Origin of the sequence: Clostridium sp. YIM B02555 (assembly GCF_022320955.1) — a bacterium.
GTDB classification, from domain to species: Bacteria; Bacillota; Clostridia; order Clostridiales; family Clostridiaceae; genus Clostridium; species Clostridium saccharoperbutylacetonicum.
In genome coordinates this window covers 76933-98926 of sequence record NZ_JAKJJY010000004.1, presented here as the reverse complement: position 1 = coordinate 98926, position 21994 = coordinate 76933, and the positions used below count along the sequence as shown (strand labels likewise).

Genomic DNA, 21994 nt, shown 5'->3' with positions numbered 1-21994 from the left:
AACTTCCCCCAATAAACTAACCAAGTCCAATTTAGCAATGTATCTTCACAGTTGTATAAATTTATCTACTACTTTCTGCAATAAATTATCAACAATCTCCATTTCTTCATTTGTTAAGAAATCACTAAAAACACTTGATAAACTTGCATATAACTTATTATCTCCTTCAATAATTTTAATTGCTTTGTCAGTAAGGCTCACAAAATAAACCCTTTTGTCCTCTTTAGATTGAGTTTTTACTATTAATTCATTCTTCTCTAATCTTTTAACTAATGCTGAAATTGCAGGCTTTGTCAAATTAAGTTTTGTAGCTAAATCTCCCAATTTAGGCGCACCTAGTTGATAAATTGATGTAAGGTAATAGTAATCATTCATATTAAAATTACTAATTTGTGCCTCAGATAAAGTATTACTAATATTGTTAATAGATTCTTTCCAAAAATAATTTGCAATTAAGGCTATATTGTTTTCAATCATAATTTTTCACCTTCTATATAAATAGTTAAATACATTTAATTAAATCTTTTTAACTATTTTATCATCTATTTATTACCAAGTAAAGAAAAAAACATTTGCCCAGTAAACCTAATAAAACACATCCATGACTTTTTTGCTATGAGGAACAAATAAAGTTAAATGATTACTTTCATAAGTTAATTTTTGCGCAATTTTATAGTTGTCGCTTTATCCTAATTTGTGGTAAAATGTACTATAATATTTTAAACTTATACATTAGATGTGAGAAATAATAAATATAATTTACAGTAACTGAGAAGAAATGGAGGAAATTGCCTTATGACTAGACCTGTAGTTAATGCATAGCAGAGGCTATTGCATAGATATCAATAATTAAATATGAAATAACCTTTGCTCAATCCTAAAATGAAATTGTATTTAGGAGGAGCATACTAATGAGCTATATTAAAGCAACAGATGTGTTGCCACAAGAATTATTGGATTTAATTCAAAAATATGTTGAGGGTGAATACATATATATTCCTAAAAAAGAATGCAACAAAAAGCATTGGGGAGAAACTACTAGAAGTAAAGAGGAAACTTCTGCGAGAAATGCAGATATTTATAAGATATATCAAGAGGGTACTTCTGTGAAAAGTCTTTCTGAAATGTATTATTTATCCACCAAAAGTATACAGAAAATTATTTTTAGAATGAAAAAAGAAAATCAATAATAAAATGTGCCATAAAGCAAACGCTAGATGGCGCATTTTTGTTTCTGAAAAATGTATTAGGTTGATACATTGATGTAGCCAGTGATATCATTTAAATATAAGTTTAAGAAAGTGGTGAAACCAATGGTAAAATAACTAAATGATTCTCTAAATACTCTAAGCATATTATAGATATATAATGCAAGGATTATACTTATGCAACAATTACCGAAATCAGATGCATTTATCTTCCACAGGACTAGTGAAATTTTCGCTGGAAGGTTCTAAATGTCGGCTTGTCGTCATTCCAGCGTGTTCCAGATGTAAAATCCCCAAGGAGAAAGTTCATGTTTCCAAATATAAAAGCTCCAGGGAGAAAGTTCGTGTTTCCAAATATAAAATTTGGACACTTACTTTTTGGACATTCACTTTTGGATAAGCTGTAAATGAAACAAGCCATAGAGGAAACTCGACTCACGTTCGTTCGCTGAGTAAGCGATTCACACCAAATCACAGATTTGGGTTATCTGCTTAAGAACCATCATCAGCTCAATTTCACATGCCTGCTTCCAGAAAAATGTATCTGATTTCTAGTGTAGTGTTACGATTATAATTTCTCAATAGTACATATATATTACATTTATAAGTTTGATTATTAATTTGAATATCTATATATGACAAAATTATAAATTAAAAGGAGTTTCTAAAATGTGTACAAGTTTTGCAGTATACGGTCAAGAAAAAACTATTTATGGTATGAATTTTGATACTGATGAAATTGATTTAAAACTGAAAATTAATAGTTATAATGATAAAAATGTTTTTAATTTTTCAGCATTAATGGAAAATAAATATATCGATGTCGCTGGTGTTAATAGTGACGGTCTTTTTATTTGTACTCAAGCAGTACAATATAGTCCAGGTTTTAAATCAAGTTGTGATGAAAATAATTGGTTTGCTTTTGATATTTTTGATGAGGCTTTAAAGAAAACAAGAAAAACATCTGAATTTTTTGAAATTCTTAATAAAAGAATAATCTCGTATCCTAGAAATCCATTATACCCAGATTTAGGGCTACATACTATTATCGCTGATAAAACTGGTGATGCATTTATTCTGGAAGAAGGAATTGATACAAATATAATAAGTCAGATTAATAATGATTTTATTATTATGACTAATTTTCCAAATGGGGATTTTAAGGAAGCAAATTATAATAAAGTATATGGTATAGGTGCTGATAGATATATTTGTGCTCATGAATATATTGATAATAATATTCATAGCTTTGGAATAAATAAAGCCTTTGAAGTTTTAAGTCAAACTAGTCAGGAGAATACTTTGTGTTCAATAGTATATGAACCATTAAAAAACGAAATTTATATTAGTTTTAAAAAGGATTTAAGCAAAAGATGGAAAATTTCTATGATCGAAAAAACAATTCAATCATTGGATGGACTTTTAAGCAACAATAAAATTCATTTTACAAATGGAGAAATATTTGTGAATGATCTTATTAGCTTATATAAGTGAAAATCATTTTTCGTGGCGTAAAATAAAAATTAGTGGCTATGTGGCTTACATAGTCACTTTTTGTTTTGGTATAATAATGTTGTATCTTTACTTAAGAAGGTGATGCCCTATGACAACTAGCAAGATACCCAATAGATTAATACTTTAATTATTTCTGCTTTGTATTTTCCATGACTTATTTTTATGCTCAATTATTCCTTTAACATCCGCTCTGTACTTGTTTCGTTCGAGATTATTATACATTTCGTCCATATCTTCATAATGACCAATAGTATAATAATTTAAACTAATACATTTATTATCCCTGTATATATTAGAGAAGTCTATTAAAAGTCCTTTTTTAGTTAATTCAAGGATCTCTTCTTTTATATCTTCAGGCATAGGATATATTTTCCTTCTTTTATTTATGGAAAAACTCTCTATAATTTTATTTGCAATTATATCTTTAAATACACACATATCTTTGCAATACAATTTACAAAACCACCCGTCATCATGAGAAAGATAAACAAAGTCATTATTTATTCCACTAAAAAATGGTGAATTCAAAGGCTTGCCAAAATGTGATAAATATAATACTTCTGCCTTTTCTTCTGGTGTGCAGCTATTTAAATCAACTTCATTATTATAGTCTAACCAATGGAAATTACCTAAACCATAAATATCTTCCTTTGATAACTCTAAAATATCATTTTTTCCATTAGCCGTCTCCAAGAACCAACTTCTATTAAAATTATTAGCAATATAATTTCCTTCAGTGACCAAAATGTTTTCTATCTTTATTGGATTATGTTTAATAAATTCTTTAAATTCCATTCCATAATATATAAAATATTTCTCATTAAAATTTGCATTTATATAAAATACATCTCTTACTCTTCTCATTAAACTTAAATCTCCTATTACTCAACAATTTAAATTTTGATTTTTCTTCCTTTAAACTCATCTTCAAGAAACTCATATTCATTATCTATAGAAATAAAACCACTTTTTGAATATGATTCCTCAATACTTTTATCTATTTCTTTTGAATATGTGTCAACATGTAAATTCCCATATTTACATATCATAAAACTTACTCTTTGTTTTTCACAAATTAAATGAATGTAAGGTAATGAAGCATTACATCTTCCTAACCAAAATATAATCTCTATCATTTGTTTGAGATGCTTTAAATCTACATCAAAAGCACCATAATAGTTTTTCATTCCAACTATTTCTCTTAATTCCTTCAATGCTTTACGAACTGGTTTATAGTTATTTTTTTGACTAAACCAATCACATTTTGTATCCAGTATAATTTCTATATTTTCTGCATTTATACTTTTAAGCAAAGAAATTAGTTTTTCTCCCAAAATATCTGAATAACAACTAATATCATTTATATTAAGATGAAGTATCTTGCTAGAAACATATTGTTCTTTATAATTATTACAATTGTTATCTAAAAAATCATAATTTGTTTCAATATATTCCTCCATATCCTTAAGTTCTTGCTCATCATCAATTCCATCTAATAATCCATATGAAAGTGCTTCCTGCATTGATTTAATAATATATGCTGTAAAATCCTTATTTTTAAAATAATCTCTTTCTAATAACTTTATCACTTTTCCTCCTGTTAACCATTTAAAACAGTTTATAATTATATATTAAATTTAATTATTTCTCCCATAGAATCTAATTGTATCAATCTTCAACCTTTTTCCATGGCGCTTCTTTATTTTCCCTCTCATATGCTGAGCCAATTTCACTTTTCAAAATTTATCTTAGTTTTCATCCATCCATACATTTTCTAATCTTCTTATATACACTTCAGGCTCATCCTCAAAAATATGTTCAATTCCATTATCCTTTAATATACTTAAACCTATTAAATCTTCTATTATTAAATTTGTCATATCATTGTAACCTAAAATTTCATCTAATGATACTTCTTTTAGTGAAGATTCATTTTCATAGTATTGATCTGGAATAAAACTTATGTCATCACCTAAGTTTTTGAGCATGTACCAAGTAGTAATTGCTGAAGTAACTGGATTTCCTGTTAATTCTCTAGCTGTCTCAGCAGGAAGATGAGAAAATGTTATTTGCTCTTTTTTTGTTTTATTAATCATATAGTAACCCACGCTCATATCAATTTCCTTCCTTATTTCATTTAAAATCTCTTCTAAAAAATCTATAATTCATTATTACTTTCAACCAATAAAATCATTTCAATCTTTACAATAAAACTTTAAGTCTTCATTATTCTTAAAATCATTTACACTGTTACAGTAATAGCAAATTTTTAAAGAACATCTTCTTCAAAATAGTCATTCCCTTATATAAATATTTTAACATTTAAATTTTTAACATCCTACTATTACTTTTCTTATTCTTTATCTAACAAATGAATAAAAAGTTATGAAATAATAAATGATTGTTCTCCATTATTATAATAATTTTTAATATAACTCCATTTTTCTTTGACATGCACATCCACTCACCTATAAATTGGAGTATCTTCTTCTATGCATAAAAATACTCACACCTATTAATCCAAAATTAATATAGTGTGAGTATTTAGTAAATCACATTATTAATATTATTCACTTATTCTTTTCTAGTTCATCTAAAATTCCATCTATCTTTTTATTCATTTGCTTATTATGTTAATACATAAATTATCATGTATTAATTACAACATATTATGTGAATGAATTTCGAACTAAAATAAGCATCTAGTTCTATTTGAACTGCACCTAATCAAGTAGCCAGATGAAAAAATAGTTATCACATAAGTCTAAATTACAAGTTGTTTATCAATAATGTCTTCTGTTTTGAATTTTGTTCTAGCCAATTTAGTATAACCTCTATAGAAAGTCCAATGTTTCCTACATGACAATGATTTTGGGCATTCTCCTTTCTTGTAAACATACGTGTTGTTAAAGAACGTACATTTATAAGAGATTTACTTTGTTCAAATAATTGGTTAAGTGGTATATAATGATCTTCCTGTGCAGCCATTAAAAGAACGTCCTGCTCTACTTTTGCTGATATTTCTTTTGTATTAAAAAGCATCATTTCACTCATAAAGTCGTAAGGTGTTTGAGTTCCTGTAATATGCATGCCTTGGTTTACTGCCCATTCCAACATAAGACTTTCCTTCATTAATTTTTTTATTAAAGAATTCACTTCTTGGTCATTCTGATTCAACATAAGAGCCTGAAACTCTTCTCTTAAATTCACAGGAATTTGTCTTAGCAATATCTGATAAAAATCTGCACAAATATCATCAGCAATTACGCATTTAACTCGATTTTCAAATGCAGCTGCTCTTATTGCAAGATAACCACCCAAAGAAAGTCCAAATAAAGTTGCATCATCAGTTTTGAAGAAATCCAATATAGCTTTTACAGGTTTTTCCCATTCATGAGTCATAGATATTTTATAATCTTCAAGAGTAGCCCCTTGTCCTGGTCCATCAAAACATATAACACTATATCCTTCATCTTTAATTATCATAGCTACTGAAAATATTTCTTCTATATAGCTGTCAAAACCACCAAACATCACAAAAGTTCCCTTTGGCGCTTCTGGTGTAAAGCGATAAGCCGAAAGAAATCCATTCTCATAAGGAACCTTGTAGTGTTGACTATCCTTGACATGAAAATGTTCTTGCATTAATGAAATAAAATGTTTACGACAAGCTTGCTTTTTCGGATCTGTTTCGGATATATAAAATTCTGCTCCTCTCAAGTAATAAGCAGCCCTTAATTTTTTTCCTTCCTTCAATGCTTTTTCTGACAATTCTAGAAACTTATTAATATATTCTTCATAATTATGAATGTATGGACTAACTTTTTTCATTTCTTTAAGCATCTCTTCATCATTTGACCAATTATAAAAGCGATTCATCTGAAAATTGATACTAAAATCTTGGTGCAAATCATTATAAAATCCAACAGGAAATTTTTCTTTTATTATTTTATTATTTAACATAATATTCATCACCTTTCATTATTTTTGACTTTGTGCTGCGTAAATGCATTCTAGTTATCCCATTTTTAAGTTATTGATCTCTTTTTTACTATTGAAAATCTCATCATATACGCATACTTTTATTCCATCAAAAGCATCATAAATTCTACCTCCTCTTTCCTTATTGAGATTAATTATCATTGTATAACCTTATTTTATTTTTTCCTTCAATTCTTTTCAATCAATAAAAATCGTAAAATTGTTTGATAACAAACAAATATACTACTTTTTGTTGCATAACCATACAAAATAGAATGTATTAATAATAGTAATTCCTAGACTTTTTATTTATTTCAAAATAAAAAGCAACAGGTTGCTTACTACTAAACAACCTGTTGCTCTTGCCTTTTATTTTCATTTTGTTAAAATTTATATGTGTAATTAATATCTGATATATTTAATGGTAATTAATTATGGAATGGGGATGACGGATATGCAACAAAAAACAGACTTAAGAGTAATTAAAACACGTGCAAATATTAGAAATACATTTATTGAATTACTTTCTGAAAAAGATTTTAATGAAATTACTATACAAAACATATTAAATAAGGCTTTAATAAATCGTTCTACTTTTTATAAACACTATTCAGACAAATATGAATTAGCAGAACAACTTATCAATGAAATCATGAAAAATGCTACTTCTTTTAGTAATGAACGCTTTAGTGACATGAAAGAAAACGAACTTTTTTCTATTCTTTATAAAACCTACGAATATCTTTATGACCAAAAAAAGACCATTCTTGCATTATGGAAAATTAAAACAGACTCTCTCCACCTATATGATGATTGTCAAAATTTATTAAAAGAAAATTTCAAACAATATCTAATAATTCATAATGCCTGCAAAGACAACTCTTTATTAGACTACTATTCAACCATTTACTCCTCTTTAGTACTAACTACAATTAAATGGCTTCTTACTTCTGGCAAAGAATCGGACATTAGAAAAATTCTTGAACAAATTCAAGATACCATGATTGACAAAATATTTTTCGTTAAGTAAAAAAACAGGTTATTCTCGTAATATAAGAAATTTATTATTTTGATTATAGATTGCTCCACTCTTCTTTGCATAGTATTTCATACATTTTTAACACAACTTTATTTTTCGTGACTCGACTTTTTTTGCTGTGACATAGTATAAAGCTAGTTATTTGAATCTATTATTTCTTTCAATGCAATATTTTTATTAATGAATCTAGTTTTACTTCTTTCACCTTTTAGCCTAATAGCATTCTGTGGACAATGATTAATACATGCTAAACAATGCTCGCAATTTCCTTTATAAACAGGTTTAGTATCTACATTAATATTATTTACTGGGCAAACTTTCTCACAAATTTTGCAGCTATTACAGGCATCTTCTACATAGAAATTCTTATCATATTCAGGATTCCCCTTAGTACTAGAATGAAACTTTTTTATTATTGCTTCAATAAATCTTATAACTGTAGCGTGTCTCTTGATATATACTTTTTCATTTTGGATATCTTTGATTATTTGTGCAAGACTTTCTTCTATATTTTTCTTTGGCTCTTTTTTCATCTCTTTATCCATATCAAATACTGGAAGGTAATTGTCAACCATAAGTATTTCATTAATGTATGAAAACTGGATTTGATTTCTTTTTCCAATTTCTAAAAGCTCAGGTATGACTGCTCCTGAAAAAGATCCAAATGACACTACCACAAAAATATACTTACTTTTTAGTTTAACTTTATCTAAAAACTCCTCAACAATTCTAGGAACCCCTCCATAATAACTCGGAAATACAATACCAATCTTTTCATCTTCAAACTCAAATTGACCTTGTTTCATTAATTTAGGAATAGAATAGCTTTCTCCCCCAATTTTCTTAGCTACATACAAATTATTACCTGTTGCTGTAAAATATAATACTTTCATAACATCCTCCTTTAGACGTTTCACTTGTAACTCCTTGATGAGTATAGTATAATTTGAATACAGAAATAGTTCAATAGTATATACGTAAGATGTTACAAAAGAAAGGATAATGTTCATGGCAAATAAATACAATGATACTCAAAATAAGATAACAAAAGAAAGCATTTTTACAGCTCTTATGATCTTAATGGAGAAAAAAAACTTTAAAAACATTTCTATCACTGAGGTAACTCAGAAAGCTGGCGTATCTAGGATGGCTTTTTATAGAAATTACAATATATTAGAAGATATTATTAGTGTTTATCTTGATGAAATTTTCGAAGAATACTCTAATCTTATTTCAAATTATACTGAGGCCGATAGCTATGAATTTACATACTCGTTTTTCTCTCACTTCAGAAAACATCAAAAATTAATTACTAATTTAATTAATTCTGATTTAAATACTTTAATACTCGAAAAATCTGTTAAATTCCTTCATTCACTTTGTAGTTCTATTTCATGTAAAAATCATTGTTCTATTGAATCTCAGAAATATAACAATGCATTCATAGCAGGAGGTTTTTATAATGTCTTAATGGAATGGAGTAAGAGTGGTATGAAAGAGAGTGACGAATCTATGGCAAAAATGGTATACGAACGACTTATTATGAATTAATTCTGTTACAGGTTCTAATTTCTTTAATTCATTGACCATTTAGTTCTAAAGTGCAAATGATTCATTAATTCCTTTTAAAAATTACCTAACTTAATAATTTCTTGCATTTTTTTATTACAGCCTTGAGGTTTAACGCTGAAATTTTCAATAAAATCCAGTGTTCTTTTCCTGTTCGGAAAATAAGATAAATAAAAAAATACTCATACATATTAATCAAAAATTAATATGGTATAAGTATTTAGTAAAATATATTATTAGTATTATTCACTTTTTCTTTTCTAGTTCCTCTAAAATAGCATCTATCTTTTCATTCATTTGCTTGTTTCTATTTATAAAACTTTTTAATCCTTTTACCCCTTTATAAATTCCTATTATTATTAAAATTATTAATCCAAAATTAATCCAATTCATAAGTAACGTCATAAACTTAATTTCCATTACCATTCTCCTAACTACATAAATTTAATTCCACATAAACAACCATTAAATTTGAATATCTTCATTAATTATAATTTAATATATAAATCGAATATACCACCAAATCAGCAAGCTTACTATTATCAAATTTCCAAATATTAGACCAATAGAATCCTTCTTTTTAATTGGTTTATTAGTCAAATGATATCCAATCCCAAACAGCATGCTAACAGTACAAATAATAACTACACTTAGAAACTTTACATACTTATTAATTTGAAAATTAAAAGTATCAGAAAAGATAATATATATTAAAGGAAAAAGACACAAAACCATGTTAGTACGACTAAAACACTTTTCTGAAATTTTCATTTTACGATTCTCCTTATCATATCTCATAATTTTAAAATAGTTTTTTGAACAATTTCACACTTGCTTCAATGATTAATCCCACAAGCTGCATCATTCTACCAAAAAGCATACCAATTATGATCATTATCAAAACACCAATTACACCTAATACAAGTCCCATTTCAACACCTCAATAACCTTAATTGTATTTAATAAATTATTTAGCTTAATTTAATTATTTTGCCATAAACTTGTCACAAACTCCCCCTATAATAAAAACATAAACTTGATAAGACTTTTTTTCATAAATATTTACCCTTTAAATAACTAATCAGTATTCAGGATAACTTGCTACCCCTTAGCGAGTTGTCCTTTTCATTTAATTCAGCAAAAAAATTTCCATGTATGTGCATAATCTCTATTAAGCTTAGAATAACATAATCTTTCATACCACTTTTCCATTACTATTGAAATCAATTTATTATCTTAATTGAATATGTAATACCATCACCATGGCTTCCCCAGAATTCTTTTAAAATGCTTTTATATTTATCAGTAACTTTTACCCCTTGAGTTTTTCCCCTCATGTTAGTTAATTCTACCTCAGCTGATTTGCCCTCATTATTTGTTATAATAGCAAATACACTAAAGTTCCCTTCTTCAATATTTATCACTTCTTTTATTTTAGGAGAATTATTTATTGGTGTAAAATACTTTAACCATAATACACTATCATTATGAAGAAATTCATATTCATAACTACAATCATCTTGATATTCCTTAACAATAGATTTTTCTTTATATTTACTTCTTTTATATGATTCCTTAATATCTCTAATTGGTAAAGCAATTTGTCCTTCAGTTGCATCACCAACAAAACTACCTTTTCCATTACTAATTGCATGTCCAGTATATGCTGCAACAATTGCATCTAAATAATCATCCTTATCTTTTCTTTTTGCAGCCTTCATAATAAAGTCTAAATTATTAAGTCCTAACTGCTGTAATAATAACCATCTTTGATTTAATCCTTCATCAGTATTTTTATTTTGCAATAGTTGTCCTGCCAAAGTTGAAAATGATGCATGAGGAAATACTTCTACTATCCCCTTCTCCATACTATCCACATAATTGTTCTGATCTAAGAGCTTGTATCCTTTATCTAATAAGTTGTTATATAACCAAAATCCCTGCTCCATCCATGATAAATCATTTCTGCTTCTTACTTTTTCTATATTGTCCGGTGTTGGGAATGGATTTATTCCTCTTCTCGAAAGTTCATATTCAGATACCTTTTTATTATAGTGACCATTTATCTTTCTACCTATATTTTTTCTATATTCCTCATCATTCATAAGACCTTTATTCAAACTTGATGGAGCATCAATAGAAATTACACTAGGCAAATATTCTCTAATTTTAATTATAGCATCTTCAAAAGTAGCATTGCTAACTTCTATAATATTTAAATTTTCATCTATAACAGCAACAACTACTGAATGCAAATGAACATCTATACCAATAAAATTCAAATTAAACGCTCCTTTTTTACCTTAACTTAAATTAACCTACTATTGCCATTTGGATAGCAACTTTTTTCAACAACATGATTTTCTACATCGCAATTTCAACATCACAGTAAATTTCTTAAACTAATTCTGTCTAATTATCAATCTCTTCAAATCTGTTTACAATCTTGCCATCAACTTCTTTTGTCTCTAAAAACATACTCAATGGTCGAACCCATATTCCTTTTTCTCCATACAAAGCTTGATAAACCACCATATCTTCAAGGGTTTCTGAATGTTTTGCCACATAAAGCACCAAATATTCATTTCCTTTAAAATGTCTATATTTCTTTCCTATTTTTATTTCTCTACTGTTCATTTATCAAGTCCTCCTAAATATAATAATATGTGTAATTGTACTATATTTAGTTAATTTCTTCAAAAAAACATTTATTCTAAGTAATTGAAACTTCTTCTTTAAAGGTATTTAACGAAAATTTTTTTATCATATTTGAGGTGGGATAGACACACAAAGAAAGCCAATTTCATATGCTAAACTGTATATATTGTTATATGACCCCATTGATTCATTGATCCAAATCAAATTATCGTTTCTATCAAACATATGAATATACGAATCCTTAAATTCCGTAACAATAACTGTGCCATCACCACACACTATAGAACTTGGTACAACTGCATCATTCTCAAAATACTTTAATATGTTCTTATACCCTTTACCATATTTGCATTCAGAATAAGTATCCTTATCTCTCTTAACAATACTATTATCAAAAGAATATCTAAAATAGCCTATTTCTTCACCTTTACTATTCATCTCATAATACAAAAAACTGTTACCTTGAGGAACTATTGAACACCCATATTTTGAAATTAATTTCATTTTGAATTCCTCCAAAAAACTTTTCATGTTTTAATACTCAATATTATCCTTATCAATCCCAATAATTAAAAATAACTCCTGCTACATTATCAGGCTTATAATATTTTAATTGCTTCAATTCATAATCATTTAAACATTCTTTTTCTTCATTTGTTATTGAAGATTCTAATTCTGAAACAGTTAATATATGATAAAATTTTATGAATTCATTACTTAGCATTTCAATATCTAAATATTCATTATTAAATGGACTGATTTTTAATGCAAAGGTAATAATCGGATAATACGCATTAAGTAAAATAAATATTGTATCATTATTAATTTTAACTTTAGCAGAATAAAAGTTCTTCCCTTCTAGTTTAAAGTCAAAACTTTCTATATTAAACTTGAGGCTAATAGCGATTTCATAACAAATTCTTTTAAATTCATCGCAACTCATCATTGGTAGTAATGCTTTATCATCTGAAAACCCAGTAATTCCATTATTCAATAACATAAAATTCACCTCTCCTTTAATACTTCATTTTAACTAAACATAATTTCAATAATGTAAATAGTTAATTTTCAAAATTTAATTTTCTGCAAAAACTATAGATTTGTAATTCTTATGCATTTCAATAAAATTTCTAACTAAGTAAAATTGTATTTATACTCCATAGTGAATTATAAATTTATTTTCGGAAATTGCCTTTCTTAATAATATCATTAAATCAATCAATTCTTTTGATGATTTAGAACGTTTATCTTTTGATACAATGTTATAAAAATCCTCTAATGATTCTGGTGGAATAAGAGTAACTCCCCACCTTGCTAATGCAAAGTTTGGCCTAGAATAACTATTAAAGTAAGTTTTAATTAAAATCAGTTCGTTCCACCAATCATTTAAAATATTATCATCAATTGCAATGCAATTGTATTTTTGCGGCTTATATTCCAATGAATAATCTTTATCTTTTTCAAATTCATTTATAATACCAAACTCAGCAATACATGCCACACTATCACCAACTTTCCTGATAAAAAGAACTAAGTTTATATTTTTGTAAATTTTAATTTTTATATCTTTAGGAATATTTTTCATCAAATAATATTGCATTTTAATTATGAAATCCTATTACTATACTGTCATCATGATAAAATTCTATTACAAATTTATATGAAGGACAATATACCCACTGGTCGCTGCCGATAGCATTTATAGACTCAATATGCTTAATGGCATTTTGTAAATTTGTTCTAATCACTGGCGAATTTCCATACCCCCATAAGGTAATAATATCATAATCTCTTGTTTTATATTTTTTACTCAAAATACCAATAATATCTTGTAAGTTTGCAACTTTAATTTTATTTCTAAGGTTATCCCAATCTATTCTTCCCCATGATGTATATGGAAATGCTTTTTGCAGAGCATAATACATCTCTTCTGATTCAACTTGTGATAAAATTTCTACATTAGATTGTAATACCTCAACACATTCTTTTAATAATGGTTCAATTTCTAATTTTCTACTCTCTTTGTTTTTTTGTAGTAATTCTTGCATTCGTTCTTTTCTTTTATTTCTCTCTTCCATTTTAAATCAACTCCATATATTGCTTATAAATGAATATTTTAAAATTTTAGTTTGCAACATCCTACTATTACTTTGCTTATTCTTATCTATGCTTAGTACACCCTAACACAAAACTTTTACACATTAATTATTTTTTCTATTTAATTAACTTTTGTACTCTACTGGATAATTTATTTTTATAAGTTCCTCCATTACCTTTTTTATGTCTCTATCTGGATTTATTTTTCTTACCATTTCTTCGGTAATTGGTTGATGGTTAAATACCTTTTTAACATCTTCAAAAGTTAATCTCTCTCCTAATTCCCAATAATCTTTTGCCCAATCTATATAACCTTCAGCTGAAAATATTCTACTAAGCATATAATTAGAACCATCATCACAACCTTCTGGAAGTTCTACTTTTCCCTTTTGCCACTCCTTATGATTCTTATCCTGCCAAATGCAGAATGTCACATCATCTTTTTCAATTTCTTCATCATCAAGTAAGTCTAATAACACCTTTGGAACATCATCATAAATTCCTTTCCAGACTTCAAATTCTTCCTGAGCATGAGGTGATAACTCAGATTCATGATCAAACCCTTTGATAATACATCCATCATTTGAAAATACTATATGCATAGTATCTCCACCACCATTATCAATTACTGCTAAAGAACTTTTTTCATTCCAATTTGAATACCATGTATATACTCTTAACCATTCCTCTTCACTAAAAATAATATCCAGAGCAGCCATGGAAATAAGGCTGTTTTTAATTACATCTATATTCATTATATTTAGTCCTCTCTTATTAATTTACATTTTCCTTCTCATAAATCTATAATTTATAATTACTTTCATCAACTGAAATTATCTCTATCTTGTTACAATAAAACTTTAGATCACCATCTTGATCAAATCTTGTACTAATCAATCTTTTCATTTGTATTAAAACTATCTAAATAAATTTTATATTCCTCACTCATCAACGTTTACCTCTCACACAAAGGTTCTTAATTATCCCTATATAATAGCCACTTACTATTTTTCCACTATATGAATATATTAACATTTTAGTTTGCAACATCATACTATTACTTTGCTTTATTCTTTGTAAATAAAAAAGTTGTGAAATAACAACGGTTTTTGGAACATTCTACTCTTTTTTTCTATATCCATCAAAACTGTTTTGCTTAATGCTTCAATTTCTAAGGTTCTCACATCATTACTTCATCAATACTTATGTTACTAACAAGACCCTCAAATAAATCATTTATATTTACTTCGTTATCTTTTACTGATACTTTAATGCTTTCATCATCATCTACTGCTTCAACATATTCATCTGCATTTTCATCTTTAATTCCCATACACGCTCTTCATCTAGTAGACTATCAATAACATTTAAAGTTACAGCTATGCTTTCATATTCATTACTTTTTATTATTTCTGGGCGATTTCCTGATGGATATTTTAATTTCCTCTCCAACTTAATAAAATTCACTTTAATTTTTTGCCCCATAAACACTTATCCCATATTAATTATTTATATATTTTTCGAATCACACACTACATTTACCAAATAATTAATATTCTTGTCATTAAACATACATTTTTATGTATAAAAAGAATCAACTTGTAAAATTTGAGATATAAGAATTTAAGCATATTAAATAAAATAACAATTTAATACAAATATTAAGTTAAGATTTATTGAATATTAATCCGATTTGGTATAATATGTTTATATATAGAAATATATGTTAAATTTCGTGTTATATATAAATGAAAAAATAAAACGTCTTAAAAATAGCATAAAAGTGCATTTCGTTTTTAGTCCATTTTTAGTAATGTAGAGTTATATGATTATTTTCTAATGATAAAAATGGCAGAGTGGGGGGCTATAACAATGTTTGATAATGAAATCATGATGCAAGGTGAAAAATTAAAGAAGATAAGACAAATAATTCTTGGAGCGACTCAAGAGGAAATTTCAGCAGGTGTATGTACAAGAACTATGATATGCCTGATCGAAAATAATAAGCAAAAGTTAAGTTATAATTTAGCATATCGAATTGCCGAAAATTTAAATAGAATTGCAAAGGAGAAAGGAATGGATTTATCATTACTTACACCAAAGGAATTAATGATAGATGAAGATGAACAAGCAAATTATGTTTTCCAAAATAATATTTTAAATGAGTTACATAAAATAGAAATTAATTCAATTGAAATTAATTTTCTTGAAAAAAAAATTATTGAAGCCGAAAAACTAATTGAAAAGTATAACATTACAGATGATAAAAAAATAGATTTTTATAAATTATCTGCTGATTTGTACTACTATAAACATAGTTATTCTAAAAGTGATCAAATGTGTGATCTTGGATTAAAAATAAGCATTAATTCTCAAAATAGTTTTGAGGAAGTAAATTTATATATATATAAATCCAGAAACAATATATTTACCGAGAATTATGCTAGAGCATTGCAACAATTAGACTACGCAGAAAAACTAAATAATAGTATAGTGAATGATGATCTTTCTGTAATGATACTTCACTTCAGGGGATTGACATATAAAAAACTAGGTGAATATGATAGTGCTTTAAAGTATTTTGAAATACTAAAACAATTTGAAATTAAGGATTATAAAATGTTATTAAAGGTAAAAATGGTATATGCTAATTGTTTCAATGATTATCATAAATTTGACGAAGCCGAAAAAGAATACAAGGAAACACTAAGTATTGCTATGAACTATGATGATAAAGGCTTTATATCCATGACTTACAGGAATCTTTCCGAATTATATTTTAATAAAAAAGATTATAAAACAGCAGCCATGTATATCAAAGAATCTTTGATATACAGTCTAAACAGTGAATATCTTAACGAGATTTTGTATTTGGCTGCAAAAGTGCTTATATATGTAAATGAAGATGTTGAGACGTATCTTTTACAGGCATTAGAACTATGTGAAAAAAATGATAAGGAAAATCTAAGTTTAATTGAACAAGTAATTTATGAGTTAGTGCTTATTTATATAAAAAAAGAAGATAAAGAAAATTTAATGCTGATGGCAGATAAAGCAAAAGAATTAAATATAGATTATTCTTTAATCTATTCAGAGATTGGAGAGTATTATAGAGGTCGAAATGAAGAAAAAAGTAAATATTTCAGCAGAAAGTCAAGAGAAAAAATGAAACAGATAAAAAAAATTTTTCATTATATTTTCTAATATTATGCTATAATGTTAAATAAAGGATTTATAGATTTAACTAAACTTTTTTAGGAGGGAAATTTATGAAAAAAATTATATTGGCAGTAATGGCAACATCAATGTTATTAACAAATGTTGCATTTGCGTCAACTAAAACTACACATACTAAGATTACTAAAAATAGTACAGTGTCTAGCGTGGATCCAAATAATGTATATCACTTAAATACACTAGATCCAAATTAATAACAATAAAAGTTAGATATTTTAATTAAACTTTATTCAAAACTTAAAAGTGTTATTTCTTATATAACAAAATTGTATTAAAGGGCTGTTGCAAACAGCCCTTTATTGTTTTATCTACTTAAAATTTCTATATAAATAATCTTATATTGTTAAACATCCTATGTTAGAGCGTTGATATATAAAAAACTAATATTAATATGGTAAAGCGTTAAAGATGTTGAAAAAGCAAAAGAGTTAAATATAGATTATTCTTTAATTATCCAAAGGTTTGAGCGTATTATGGAGTGACTAATGATGAAAAACTAAATATTAAACAAACAGAATCTTCTATAAAAATTAAACGTATTTTTAAAAAAACATAAAAAATATTTTTTATCGCAAATTTTATCATTATATTACAATGATAAATAAAATAATGTCGACTCTTTTTACATTTTAAAGATGTTAAATTTCATAAATAACATAATATTAGAAACAATAGCATTAGTAGTATTGCTTTCAAATGTCACACTTATTTCAACAAAAAATAAATTGCACTATTCGGAAAATTTACGTATCCAATGAATACAAAAATAGTATCATTAAATTTAGACATAAATGACTCAATACATGAAGACTAAAAATGTTGCAAAGATAACAAGGAAAAATGTAAGTGAATTTAATGGAAATCACTTACTTTTTTTAAATTTGTAAACTGCTGGAAATACCTCTATAATTGATTTTGTGATAAGCATTTAAAGTAAATAGCAAGTAGTATTAAGAGGGAAACTTAAAATTTGTTGTTGTTTTTATACAAATATCAATTTCATATAATGTAACAATTTATTATCAAATATGTATATTACAATTTATATAAAATCCAACTAACTGGATTGCAAAAGAAACGACACTTTCTCATATGTATATTTAATTATTAACAAATATGCATATTATAATTTTTCGCTTCTAAATGATATCTATAAATAACAAGTTTATCCATAGATACAAGCAATTTATAGGCATGAAAGGAGGTTGAGTGAGAATAATGGATGATTTAATATCATACAATATAGATATGTATAGAGATATGTTACATATAGAAATAGCAAACAATAAAGAATTAACCAACGACTATGTTTTGAAGTTAAGTCAAAAATTGGATAAAGCAATCATTGCTGCATACAAAGAGCAACTAAATACAAATAGTCAATAATATTTTATATAAAGGTGGGGCTTTGATGGTAATTAGAGAATCAATCGAAATACATCGAGAGGATACTTCAATTAAAGATTTTAAAAAAGAGATCGAACTCTTGAAAAGTGCTGGTTACAAAGTATTTGATGAAACCAACGACTATGTCTGTTTCTATCAATCTACAACAGTAGTCAATTCGGATTTACTCAGTAATAGAAAATGTTAGCAACAACCTGCAAGTAACTATTAATTTGCCTGCAGGTTTTCTAAATAATGAAAAATCAAGGCTTCTATTTTTTTGCATAAGAAAGGACTATCTGTTTTTTGATAGTCCTTTCTATATTAATAATTCTTTTTTTCTTTGTACTTATACCAAATTATATTTGATTTCATTATATTTATACAACCTTGATATGGAACATTAGCTTCTACTATATTCGGTATAATTTCATTAGGTGCATTTGTAAATATAATAAAACCATGATGACGATAATTTTTCATAATATTACCCTTTTACACAGTATTCAGGATAGTCTGTTACCCATTAGGAGATTGTCCTTTTTATTTTTATAATTATCTACTCATCATTTCATTTACTATCTTAAATAGAATAATTTGTATCAAGTTGATTAATTTGACATAATGTTGTCACAATTACTTCTTATAATTATAATTGTTAGGCTTGTTAAATTATTACTGCAACTATAATTTAATATTGTCCAAGCTCAGTACTATTTTCAAATGACTTATTACACCACAATAAGTCATTTTTTTATTTTCTTACCAAAGTCTGATTTACTGAATAATTTTTAAGTAAAATTTGACTCATGAACAATGCCCAGAGTTTAATTATTTTCTAAGTCTTATATGTTTTGCTTCTTTATTTTTCCTCTGAATATCTTCTAGCGGATTAAAAACAACCTCATCTTTCTTTAAATCTTGAGTTAATAAATTCACATAATTTCTCAATATCTCTAGATTACTATGACCCACAATTTTTTGCAGCCTAATCAAATCCATTCCTAGCAGTACGCTTTTCTTACAAAACCAATGTCTAAACTTATGGATACCTGTCCTTTGTACATCTCTAGAACGGTTATATTCTTCTAATGTGTGAGTAAGACTTGCAACTTTCATTTGCTCACCTAAGATAGTCAGAAATAAATATATACATTCACTTGGCAAATATTCTAAATATTCTTTTAGAATGTTACACATACTTGGTGGTATAGATACTGTTTGAGCTTTTCTGTTTTTAGTGTGCCTATAGTAACAATATCCATTTTCTAAATCTAAATCACTTATTTGTATATTTATTAATGTTGACCTTCTTACACCTGTTGAATAAGCTGATACTTTTTATTCTCATATTAATTTTCTTCAACAATATCCACCTCCACACACATATAGATGGGAGTCTCTTTTTGAGTATAAAAAAATACACACATCTATAGACATTAAAATCTATTAGATATGTGTATTTAAAATAGTTTATATTAGCTTACTAATTCGCCCTTAATCTAGTAAAATCAATTACTTTGCAAGTGCTTCTTGAACAGCAACAGCTACAGCAACAGTCATACCAACCATTGGGTTGTTTCCTGCTCCGATTAATCCCATCATTTCAACGTGAGCTGGAACTGATGATGATCCTGCGAATTGTGCATCTGAGTGCATTCTTCCCATAGTATCAGTCATACCGTAAGAAGCTGGACCTGCAGCCATGTTATCTGGGTGAAGAGTTCTTCCTGTACCACCACCTGATGCTACTGAGAAGTATTTCTTACCTTGTTCGATACATTCTTTCTTGTATGTTCCTGCAACTGGATGTTGGAATCTAGTTGGGTTAGTTGAGTTACCAGTGATTGATACGTCAACTCCTTCTTTATGCATGATTGCAACACCTTCTCTAACGTCGTCAGCACCGTAACATCTTACTTTTGCTCTTTCTCCGTTTGAGTATGCTTTTTCTTTAACTACTTTAACTTCTCCAGTGTAGTAGTCAAATTGAGTTTGAACATATGTGAAACCATTGATTCTTGAAATGATGAATGCAGCATCTTTTCCAAGACCGTTTAAGATAACTCTTAATGGTTCTTTTCTTACTCTGTTAGCTTTTTCAGCTATTTTAATAGCACCTTCAGCAGCAGCGAAGCTTTCGTGTCCTGCTAAGAATGCGAAACATTTAGTTTCTTCTCTTAAAAGCATAGCTCCTAAGTTTCCATGTCCTAAACCAACTTTTCTATCGTCTGCAACTGATCCAGGGATACAGAATGCTTGTAATCCTTCTCCGATTGCTTCAGCAGCATCAGCAGCCTTAGTGCAACCTTTCTTTATTGCTATAGCAGCACCTAAAACGTATGCCCATCCAGCATTTTCAAATGCGATTGGTTGAGTTTCTTTAACTATTGTAGCTGGATCTACTCCAATTTCAGCACAAACTGCCTTTGCATCTTCTAGAGTTTTCATTCCGTATTTTTCTAATACTGGAGTGATTTGGTTAATTCTTCTTTCATAACTTTCAAATAATGCCATTTTAAAAATCCTCCTTTACAAATAATTATTTATGTCTTGGGTCTAATAATTCAGCAGCGTCAGCAACTCTACCGTATTGACCTTTAGCTTTTTCTAATGCTTCGTTAGCATCCATACCTTTAGCGATACTTTCCATCATTTTTCCTAAGTTAACAAACTTATATCCAATGATTTCTTTATCTTCGTCTACAGCAACTTCTGTAACATATCCTTCAGCCATTTCAAGGTATCTTGGTCCTTTAGCTAAAGTTCCATACATAGTACCAACTTGAGATCTTAAACCTTTTCCTAAATCTTCAAGACCTGCTCCTATAGGTAGTCCACCTTCTGAGAATGCAGTTTGAGTTCTTCCATAAACGATTTGTAAGAATAATTCTCTCATAGCTGTGTTTATAGCGTCACAAACTAAGTCTGTGTTTAATGCTTCTAATATAGTCTTTCCTGGTAAGATTTCTGAAGCCATAGCAGCTGAATGAGTCATTCCTGAACATCCAATTGTTTCAACTAATGCTTCTTGGATAATACCATCCTTAACATTTAAAGTTAATTTACAAGCTCCTTGTTGTGGTGCACACCAACCTATTCCGTGAGTTAATCCTGATATATCAGTTACTTCTTTTGATTGAACCCATCTTCCTTCTACAGGAATTGGCGCTGATCCGTGATTAGGACCTTTAGCAAGTACACACATTTCTTCAACTTCTTTTGAATACATCATATATTTTTGCTCCTCCCTAATTAATTAGATAATTACAAATTCTTAATCTTATTTCTAAGCATTAAAATT

29 protein-coding genes and 1 pseudogene are annotated in these 21994 nt (G+C 27.6%); 7 read left to right on the top strand and 23 right to left on the bottom strand.

The window, feature by feature from the left end:
* Nucleotides 1-45 precede the first annotated feature (45 nt).
* Entirely contained in the window at nt 46-477 is a 432-nt protein-coding gene (locus L3B98_RS08095; RefSeq protein WP_238916236.1) for a MarR family transcriptional regulator, read from the bottom strand.
* 434 nt (nt 478-911) lie between these two features.
* Between L3B98_RS08095 and L3B98_RS08090 the strand changes: the two genes are divergently transcribed.
* Together L3B98_RS08090 and L3B98_RS08085 are read left to right on the top strand one after the other, a co-directional pair.
* Entirely contained in the window at nt 912-1190 is a 279-nt protein-coding gene (locus L3B98_RS08090) for a CD3324 family protein (protein ID WP_015392280.1), read from the top strand.
* Between the two features lie 687 nt (nt 1191-1877).
* A complete protein-coding gene (locus L3B98_RS08085; protein ID WP_238916235.1) occupies nt 1878-2702 on the top strand; it encodes a linear amide C-N hydrolase in 825 nt (274 codons plus the stop codon).
* 144 nt (nt 2703-2846) lie between these two features.
* Here L3B98_RS08085 and L3B98_RS08080 read toward each other — a convergent pair whose 3' ends face one another.
* The 5 genes from L3B98_RS08080 to L3B98_RS28885 all read right to left on the bottom strand — a co-directional run bounded on the left by L3B98_RS08080 (nt 2847) and on the right by L3B98_RS28885 (nt 6866).
* A complete protein-coding gene (locus L3B98_RS08080) occupies nt 2847-3587 on the bottom strand; it encodes a hypothetical protein (protein WP_238916234.1) in 741 nt (246 codons plus the stop codon).
* 29 nt (nt 3588-3616) lie between these two features.
* Complete coding sequence (locus tag L3B98_RS08075) at nt 3617-4312, bottom strand: hypothetical protein (protein WP_238916233.1); 696 nt, start codon at nt 4310-4312, stop codon at nt 3617-3619.
* A 159-nt stretch (nt 4313-4471) separates the two neighbouring features.
* Entirely contained in the window at nt 4472-4819 is a 348-nt protein-coding gene (locus L3B98_RS08070) for a hypothetical protein (RefSeq protein WP_238916232.1), read from the bottom strand.
* A gap of 673 nt (nt 4820-5492) precedes the next feature.
* A complete protein-coding gene (locus L3B98_RS08065; RefSeq protein ID WP_238916231.1) occupies nt 5493-6686 on the bottom strand; it encodes an alpha/beta hydrolase in 1194 nt (397 codons plus the stop codon).
* Nucleotides 6687-6740: 54 nt separating this feature from the next.
* The gene (locus tag L3B98_RS28885) at nt 6741-6866 is read right to left on the bottom strand and encodes a hypothetical protein (RefSeq protein ID WP_275298393.1); all 126 of its coding nucleotides are present in this window, start codon (nt 6864-6866) and stop codon (nt 6741-6743) included.
* A 292-nt stretch (nt 6867-7158) separates the two neighbouring features.
* On the opposite strand from L3B98_RS28885, the gene L3B98_RS08060 reads away from it, so the two are divergent.
* Complete coding sequence (locus tag L3B98_RS08060) at nt 7159-7734, top strand: TetR family transcriptional regulator (protein ID WP_238916230.1); 576 nt, start codon at nt 7159-7161, stop codon at nt 7732-7734.
* Between the two features lie 143 nt (nt 7735-7877).
* Here the strand turns inward: L3B98_RS08060 and L3B98_RS08055 are convergent, their stop codons facing one another.
* A complete protein-coding gene (locus L3B98_RS08055) occupies nt 7878-8636 on the bottom strand; it encodes an EFR1 family ferrodoxin (RefSeq protein ID WP_238916229.1) in 759 nt (252 codons plus the stop codon).
* Nucleotides 8637-8751: 115 nt separating this feature from the next.
* Between L3B98_RS08055 and L3B98_RS08050 the strand changes: the two genes are divergently transcribed.
* Nucleotides 8752-9294 carry a TetR/AcrR family transcriptional regulator gene (locus L3B98_RS08050; protein WP_238916228.1) on the top strand — a complete coding sequence of 181 codons (543 nt, stop codon included), beginning with the start codon at nt 8752-8754 and terminating at the stop codon, nt 9292-9294.
* 264 nt (nt 9295-9558) lie between these two features.
* Here the strand turns inward: L3B98_RS08050 and L3B98_RS08045 are convergent, their stop codons facing one another.
* From L3B98_RS08045 to L3B98_RS07995, 12 genes are all read right to left on the bottom strand, one after another.
* Nucleotides 9559-9732 carry a hypothetical protein gene (locus L3B98_RS08045; RefSeq protein ID WP_015392270.1) on the bottom strand — a complete coding sequence of 58 codons (174 nt, stop codon included), beginning with the start codon at nt 9730-9732 and terminating at the stop codon, nt 9559-9561.
* Between the two features lie 75 nt (nt 9733-9807).
* Nucleotides 9808-10083 carry a hypothetical protein gene (locus tag L3B98_RS08040; RefSeq protein WP_238916227.1) on the bottom strand — a complete coding sequence of 92 codons (276 nt, stop codon included), beginning with the start codon at nt 10081-10083 and terminating at the stop codon, nt 9808-9810.
* A gap of 31 nt (nt 10084-10114) precedes the next feature.
* Nucleotides 10115-10243: a hypothetical protein gene (locus L3B98_RS28880; protein WP_015392269.1), complete on the bottom strand. Its 129-nt coding sequence runs from the start codon at nt 10241-10243 to the stop codon at nt 10115-10117.
* A 292-nt stretch (nt 10244-10535) separates the two neighbouring features.
* Nucleotides 10536-11594, bottom strand: a complete 1059-nt coding sequence (locus L3B98_RS08035) for a DUF429 domain-containing protein (protein ID WP_238916226.1) — start codon at nt 11592-11594, stop codon at nt 10536-10538.
* 130 nt (nt 11595-11724) lie between these two features.
* Nucleotides 11725-11949: a DUF1653 domain-containing protein gene (locus L3B98_RS08030; protein ID WP_238916225.1), complete on the bottom strand. Its 225-nt coding sequence runs from the start codon at nt 11947-11949 to the stop codon at nt 11725-11727.
* 126 nt (nt 11950-12075) lie between these two features.
* Entirely contained in the window at nt 12076-12474 is a 399-nt protein-coding gene (locus L3B98_RS08025) for a hypothetical protein (protein ID WP_238916224.1), read from the bottom strand.
* Between the two features lie 52 nt (nt 12475-12526).
* Nucleotides 12527-12970: a hypothetical protein gene (locus L3B98_RS08020; protein ID WP_238916223.1), complete on the bottom strand. Its 444-nt coding sequence runs from the start codon at nt 12968-12970 to the stop codon at nt 12527-12529.
* Nucleotides 12971-13120: 150 nt separating this feature from the next.
* Nucleotides 13121-13555, bottom strand: a complete 435-nt coding sequence (locus L3B98_RS08015; RefSeq protein WP_238916222.1) for a hypothetical protein — start codon at nt 13553-13555, stop codon at nt 13121-13123.
* 16 nt (nt 13556-13571) lie between these two features.
* Complete coding sequence (locus tag L3B98_RS08010) at nt 13572-14048, bottom strand: hypothetical protein (RefSeq protein ID WP_238916221.1); 477 nt, start codon at nt 14046-14048, stop codon at nt 13572-13574.
* A gap of 144 nt (nt 14049-14192) precedes the next feature.
* Nucleotides 14193-14822, bottom strand: coding sequence for a hypothetical protein (locus tag L3B98_RS08005; protein ID WP_238916220.1), 630 nt, complete (start codon nt 14820-14822; stop codon nt 14193-14195).
* Between the two features lie 425 nt (nt 14823-15247).
* Nucleotides 15248-15400, bottom strand: coding sequence for a hypothetical protein (locus tag L3B98_RS08000; protein ID WP_238916219.1), 153 nt, complete (start codon nt 15398-15400; stop codon nt 15248-15250).
* Complete coding sequence (locus L3B98_RS07995) at nt 15355-15552, bottom strand: hypothetical protein (protein WP_238916218.1); 198 nt, start codon at nt 15550-15552, stop codon at nt 15355-15357. The genes L3B98_RS08000 and L3B98_RS07995 overlap by 46 nt, the downstream gene beginning before the upstream one ends.
* Nucleotides 15553-15939: 387 nt before the next feature.
* Here L3B98_RS07995 and L3B98_RS07990 point away from each other — a divergent pair, with 387 nt between their 5' ends.
* The 3 genes from L3B98_RS07990 (at nt 15940) to L3B98_RS07980 (ending at nt 18690) form a co-directional block, all read left to right on the top strand.
* Nucleotides 15940-17271, top strand: coding sequence for a transcriptional regulator (locus L3B98_RS07990; protein WP_238916217.1), 1332 nt, complete (start codon nt 15940-15942; stop codon nt 17269-17271).
* 65 nt (nt 17272-17336) lie between these two features.
* Nucleotides 17337-17498: a hypothetical protein gene (locus L3B98_RS07985; RefSeq protein ID WP_015392255.1), complete on the top strand. Its 162-nt coding sequence runs from the start codon at nt 17337-17339 to the stop codon at nt 17496-17498.
* A gap of 1024 nt (nt 17499-18522) precedes the next feature.
* Nucleotides 18523-18690: a Spo0E family sporulation regulatory protein-aspartic acid phosphatase gene (locus L3B98_RS07980; protein WP_238916216.1), complete on the top strand. Its 168-nt coding sequence runs from the start codon at nt 18523-18525 to the stop codon at nt 18688-18690.
* A 324-nt stretch (nt 18691-19014) separates the two neighbouring features.
* Here L3B98_RS07980 and L3B98_RS07975 read toward each other — a convergent pair whose 3' ends face one another.
* From L3B98_RS07975 to L3B98_RS07960, 4 genes and pseudogenes are all read right to left on the bottom strand, one after another.
* Nucleotides 19015-19173, bottom strand: a complete 159-nt coding sequence (locus tag L3B98_RS07975; RefSeq protein ID WP_238916215.1) for a hypothetical protein — start codon at nt 19171-19173, stop codon at nt 19015-19017.
* Nucleotides 19174-19521: 348 nt separating this feature from the next.
* Nucleotides 19522-20010: pseudogene (locus L3B98_RS07970) on the bottom strand (site-specific integrase); the annotation flags it as partial.
* A gap of 195 nt (nt 20011-20205) precedes the next feature.
* Nucleotides 20206-21207, bottom strand: coding sequence for a GGGtGRT protein (locus tag L3B98_RS07965; protein WP_238916214.1), 1002 nt, complete (start codon nt 21205-21207; stop codon nt 20206-20208).
* Between the two features lie 25 nt (nt 21208-21232).
* Complete coding sequence (locus tag L3B98_RS07960) at nt 21233-21925, bottom strand: nitrogen-fixing protein NifU (protein WP_011968823.1); 693 nt, start codon at nt 21923-21925, stop codon at nt 21233-21235.
* Nucleotides 21926-21994: the final 69 nt, after the last annotated feature.

Bases quoted from the DNA above. Each gene is read 5' to 3' on its own strand.
- L3B98_RS28880 (WP_015392269.1), bottom strand. From the start codon at position 10,243: ATGGGACTTGTATTAGGTGTAATTGGTGTTTTGATAATGATCATAATT.
- L3B98_RS08070 (WP_238916232.1), bottom strand. From the start codon at position 4,819: ATGATTAATAAAACAAAAAAAGAGCAAATAACATTTTCTCATCTTCCT.
- L3B98_RS07990 (WP_238916217.1), top strand. From the start codon at position 15,940: ATGTTTGATAATGAAATCATGATGCAAGGTGAAAAATTAAAGAAGATA.
- L3B98_RS08060 (WP_238916230.1), top strand. From the start codon at position 7,159: ATGCAACAAAAAACAGACTTAAGAGTAATTAAAACACGTGCAAATATT.
- L3B98_RS08025 (WP_238916224.1), bottom strand. From the start codon at position 12,474: ATGAAATTAATTTCAAAATATGGGTGTTCAATAGTTCCTCAAGGTAAC.
- L3B98_RS08095 (WP_238916236.1), bottom strand. From the start codon at position 477: ATGATTGAAAACAATATAGCCTTAATTGCAAATTATTTTTGGAAAGAA.
- L3B98_RS08040 (WP_238916227.1), bottom strand. From the start codon at position 10,083: ATGAAAATTTCAGAAAAGTGTTTTAGTCGTACTAACATGGTTTTGTGT.
- L3B98_RS08055 (WP_238916229.1), bottom strand. From the start codon at position 8,636: ATGAAAGTATTATATTTTACAGCAACAGGTAATAATTTGTATGTAGCT.
- L3B98_RS08080 (WP_238916234.1), bottom strand. From the start codon at position 3,587: ATGAGAAGAGTAAGAGATGTATTTTATATAAATGCAAATTTTAATGAG.
- L3B98_RS08000 (WP_238916219.1), bottom strand. From the start codon at position 15,400: ATGGGAATTAAAGATGAAAATGCAGATGAATATGTTGAAGCAGTAGAT.
- L3B98_RS08010 (WP_238916221.1), bottom strand. From the start codon at position 14,048: ATGGAAGAGAGAAATAAAAGAAAAGAACGAATGCAAGAATTACTACAA.
- L3B98_RS08065 (WP_238916231.1), bottom strand. From the start codon at position 6,686: ATGTTAAATAATAAAATAATAAAAGAAAAATTTCCTGTTGGATTTTAT.
- L3B98_RS08015 (WP_238916222.1), bottom strand. From the start codon at position 13,555: ATGAAAAATATTCCTAAAGATATAAAAATTAAAATTTACAAAAATATA.
- L3B98_RS07960 (WP_011968823.1), bottom strand. From the start codon at position 21,925: ATGATGTATTCAAAAGAAGTTGAAGAAATGTGTGTACTTGCTAAAGGT.
- L3B98_RS08090 (WP_015392280.1), top strand. From the start codon at position 912: ATGAGCTATATTAAAGCAACAGATGTGTTGCCACAAGAATTATTGGAT.
- L3B98_RS08085 (WP_238916235.1), top strand. From the start codon at position 1,878: ATGTGTACAAGTTTTGCAGTATACGGTCAAGAAAAAACTATTTATGGT.
- L3B98_RS07975 (WP_238916215.1), bottom strand. From the start codon at position 19,173: ATGAAAAATTATCGTCATCATGGTTTTATTATATTTACAAATGCACCT.
- L3B98_RS08020 (WP_238916223.1), bottom strand. From the start codon at position 12,970: ATGTTATTGAATAATGGAATTACTGGGTTTTCAGATGATAAAGCATTA.
- L3B98_RS08050 (WP_238916228.1), top strand. From the start codon at position 8,752: ATGGCAAATAAATACAATGATACTCAAAATAAGATAACAAAAGAAAGC.
- L3B98_RS08030 (WP_238916225.1), bottom strand. From the start codon at position 11,949: ATGAACAGTAGAGAAATAAAAATAGGAAAGAAATATAGACATTTTAAA.
- L3B98_RS28885 (WP_275298393.1), bottom strand. From the start codon at position 6,866: ATGATAATTAATCTCAATAAGGAAAGAGGAGGTAGAATTTATGATGCT.
- L3B98_RS07965 (WP_238916214.1), bottom strand. From the start codon at position 21,207: ATGGCATTATTTGAAAGTTATGAAAGAAGAATTAACCAAATCACTCCA.
- L3B98_RS07995 (WP_238916218.1), bottom strand. From the start codon at position 15,552: ATGGGGCAAAAAATTAAAGTGAATTTTATTAAGTTGGAGAGGAAATTA.
- L3B98_RS07980 (WP_238916216.1), top strand. From the start codon at position 18,523: ATGGATGATTTAATATCATACAATATAGATATGTATAGAGATATGTTA.
- L3B98_RS08045 (WP_015392270.1), bottom strand. From the start codon at position 9,732: ATGGAAATTAAGTTTATGACGTTACTTATGAATTGGATTAATTTTGGA.
- L3B98_RS08005 (WP_238916220.1), bottom strand. From the start codon at position 14,822: ATGAATATAGATGTAATTAAAAACAGCCTTATTTCCATGGCTGCTCTG.
- L3B98_RS07985 (WP_015392255.1), top strand. From the start codon at position 17,337: ATGAAAAAAATTATATTGGCAGTAATGGCAACATCAATGTTATTAACA.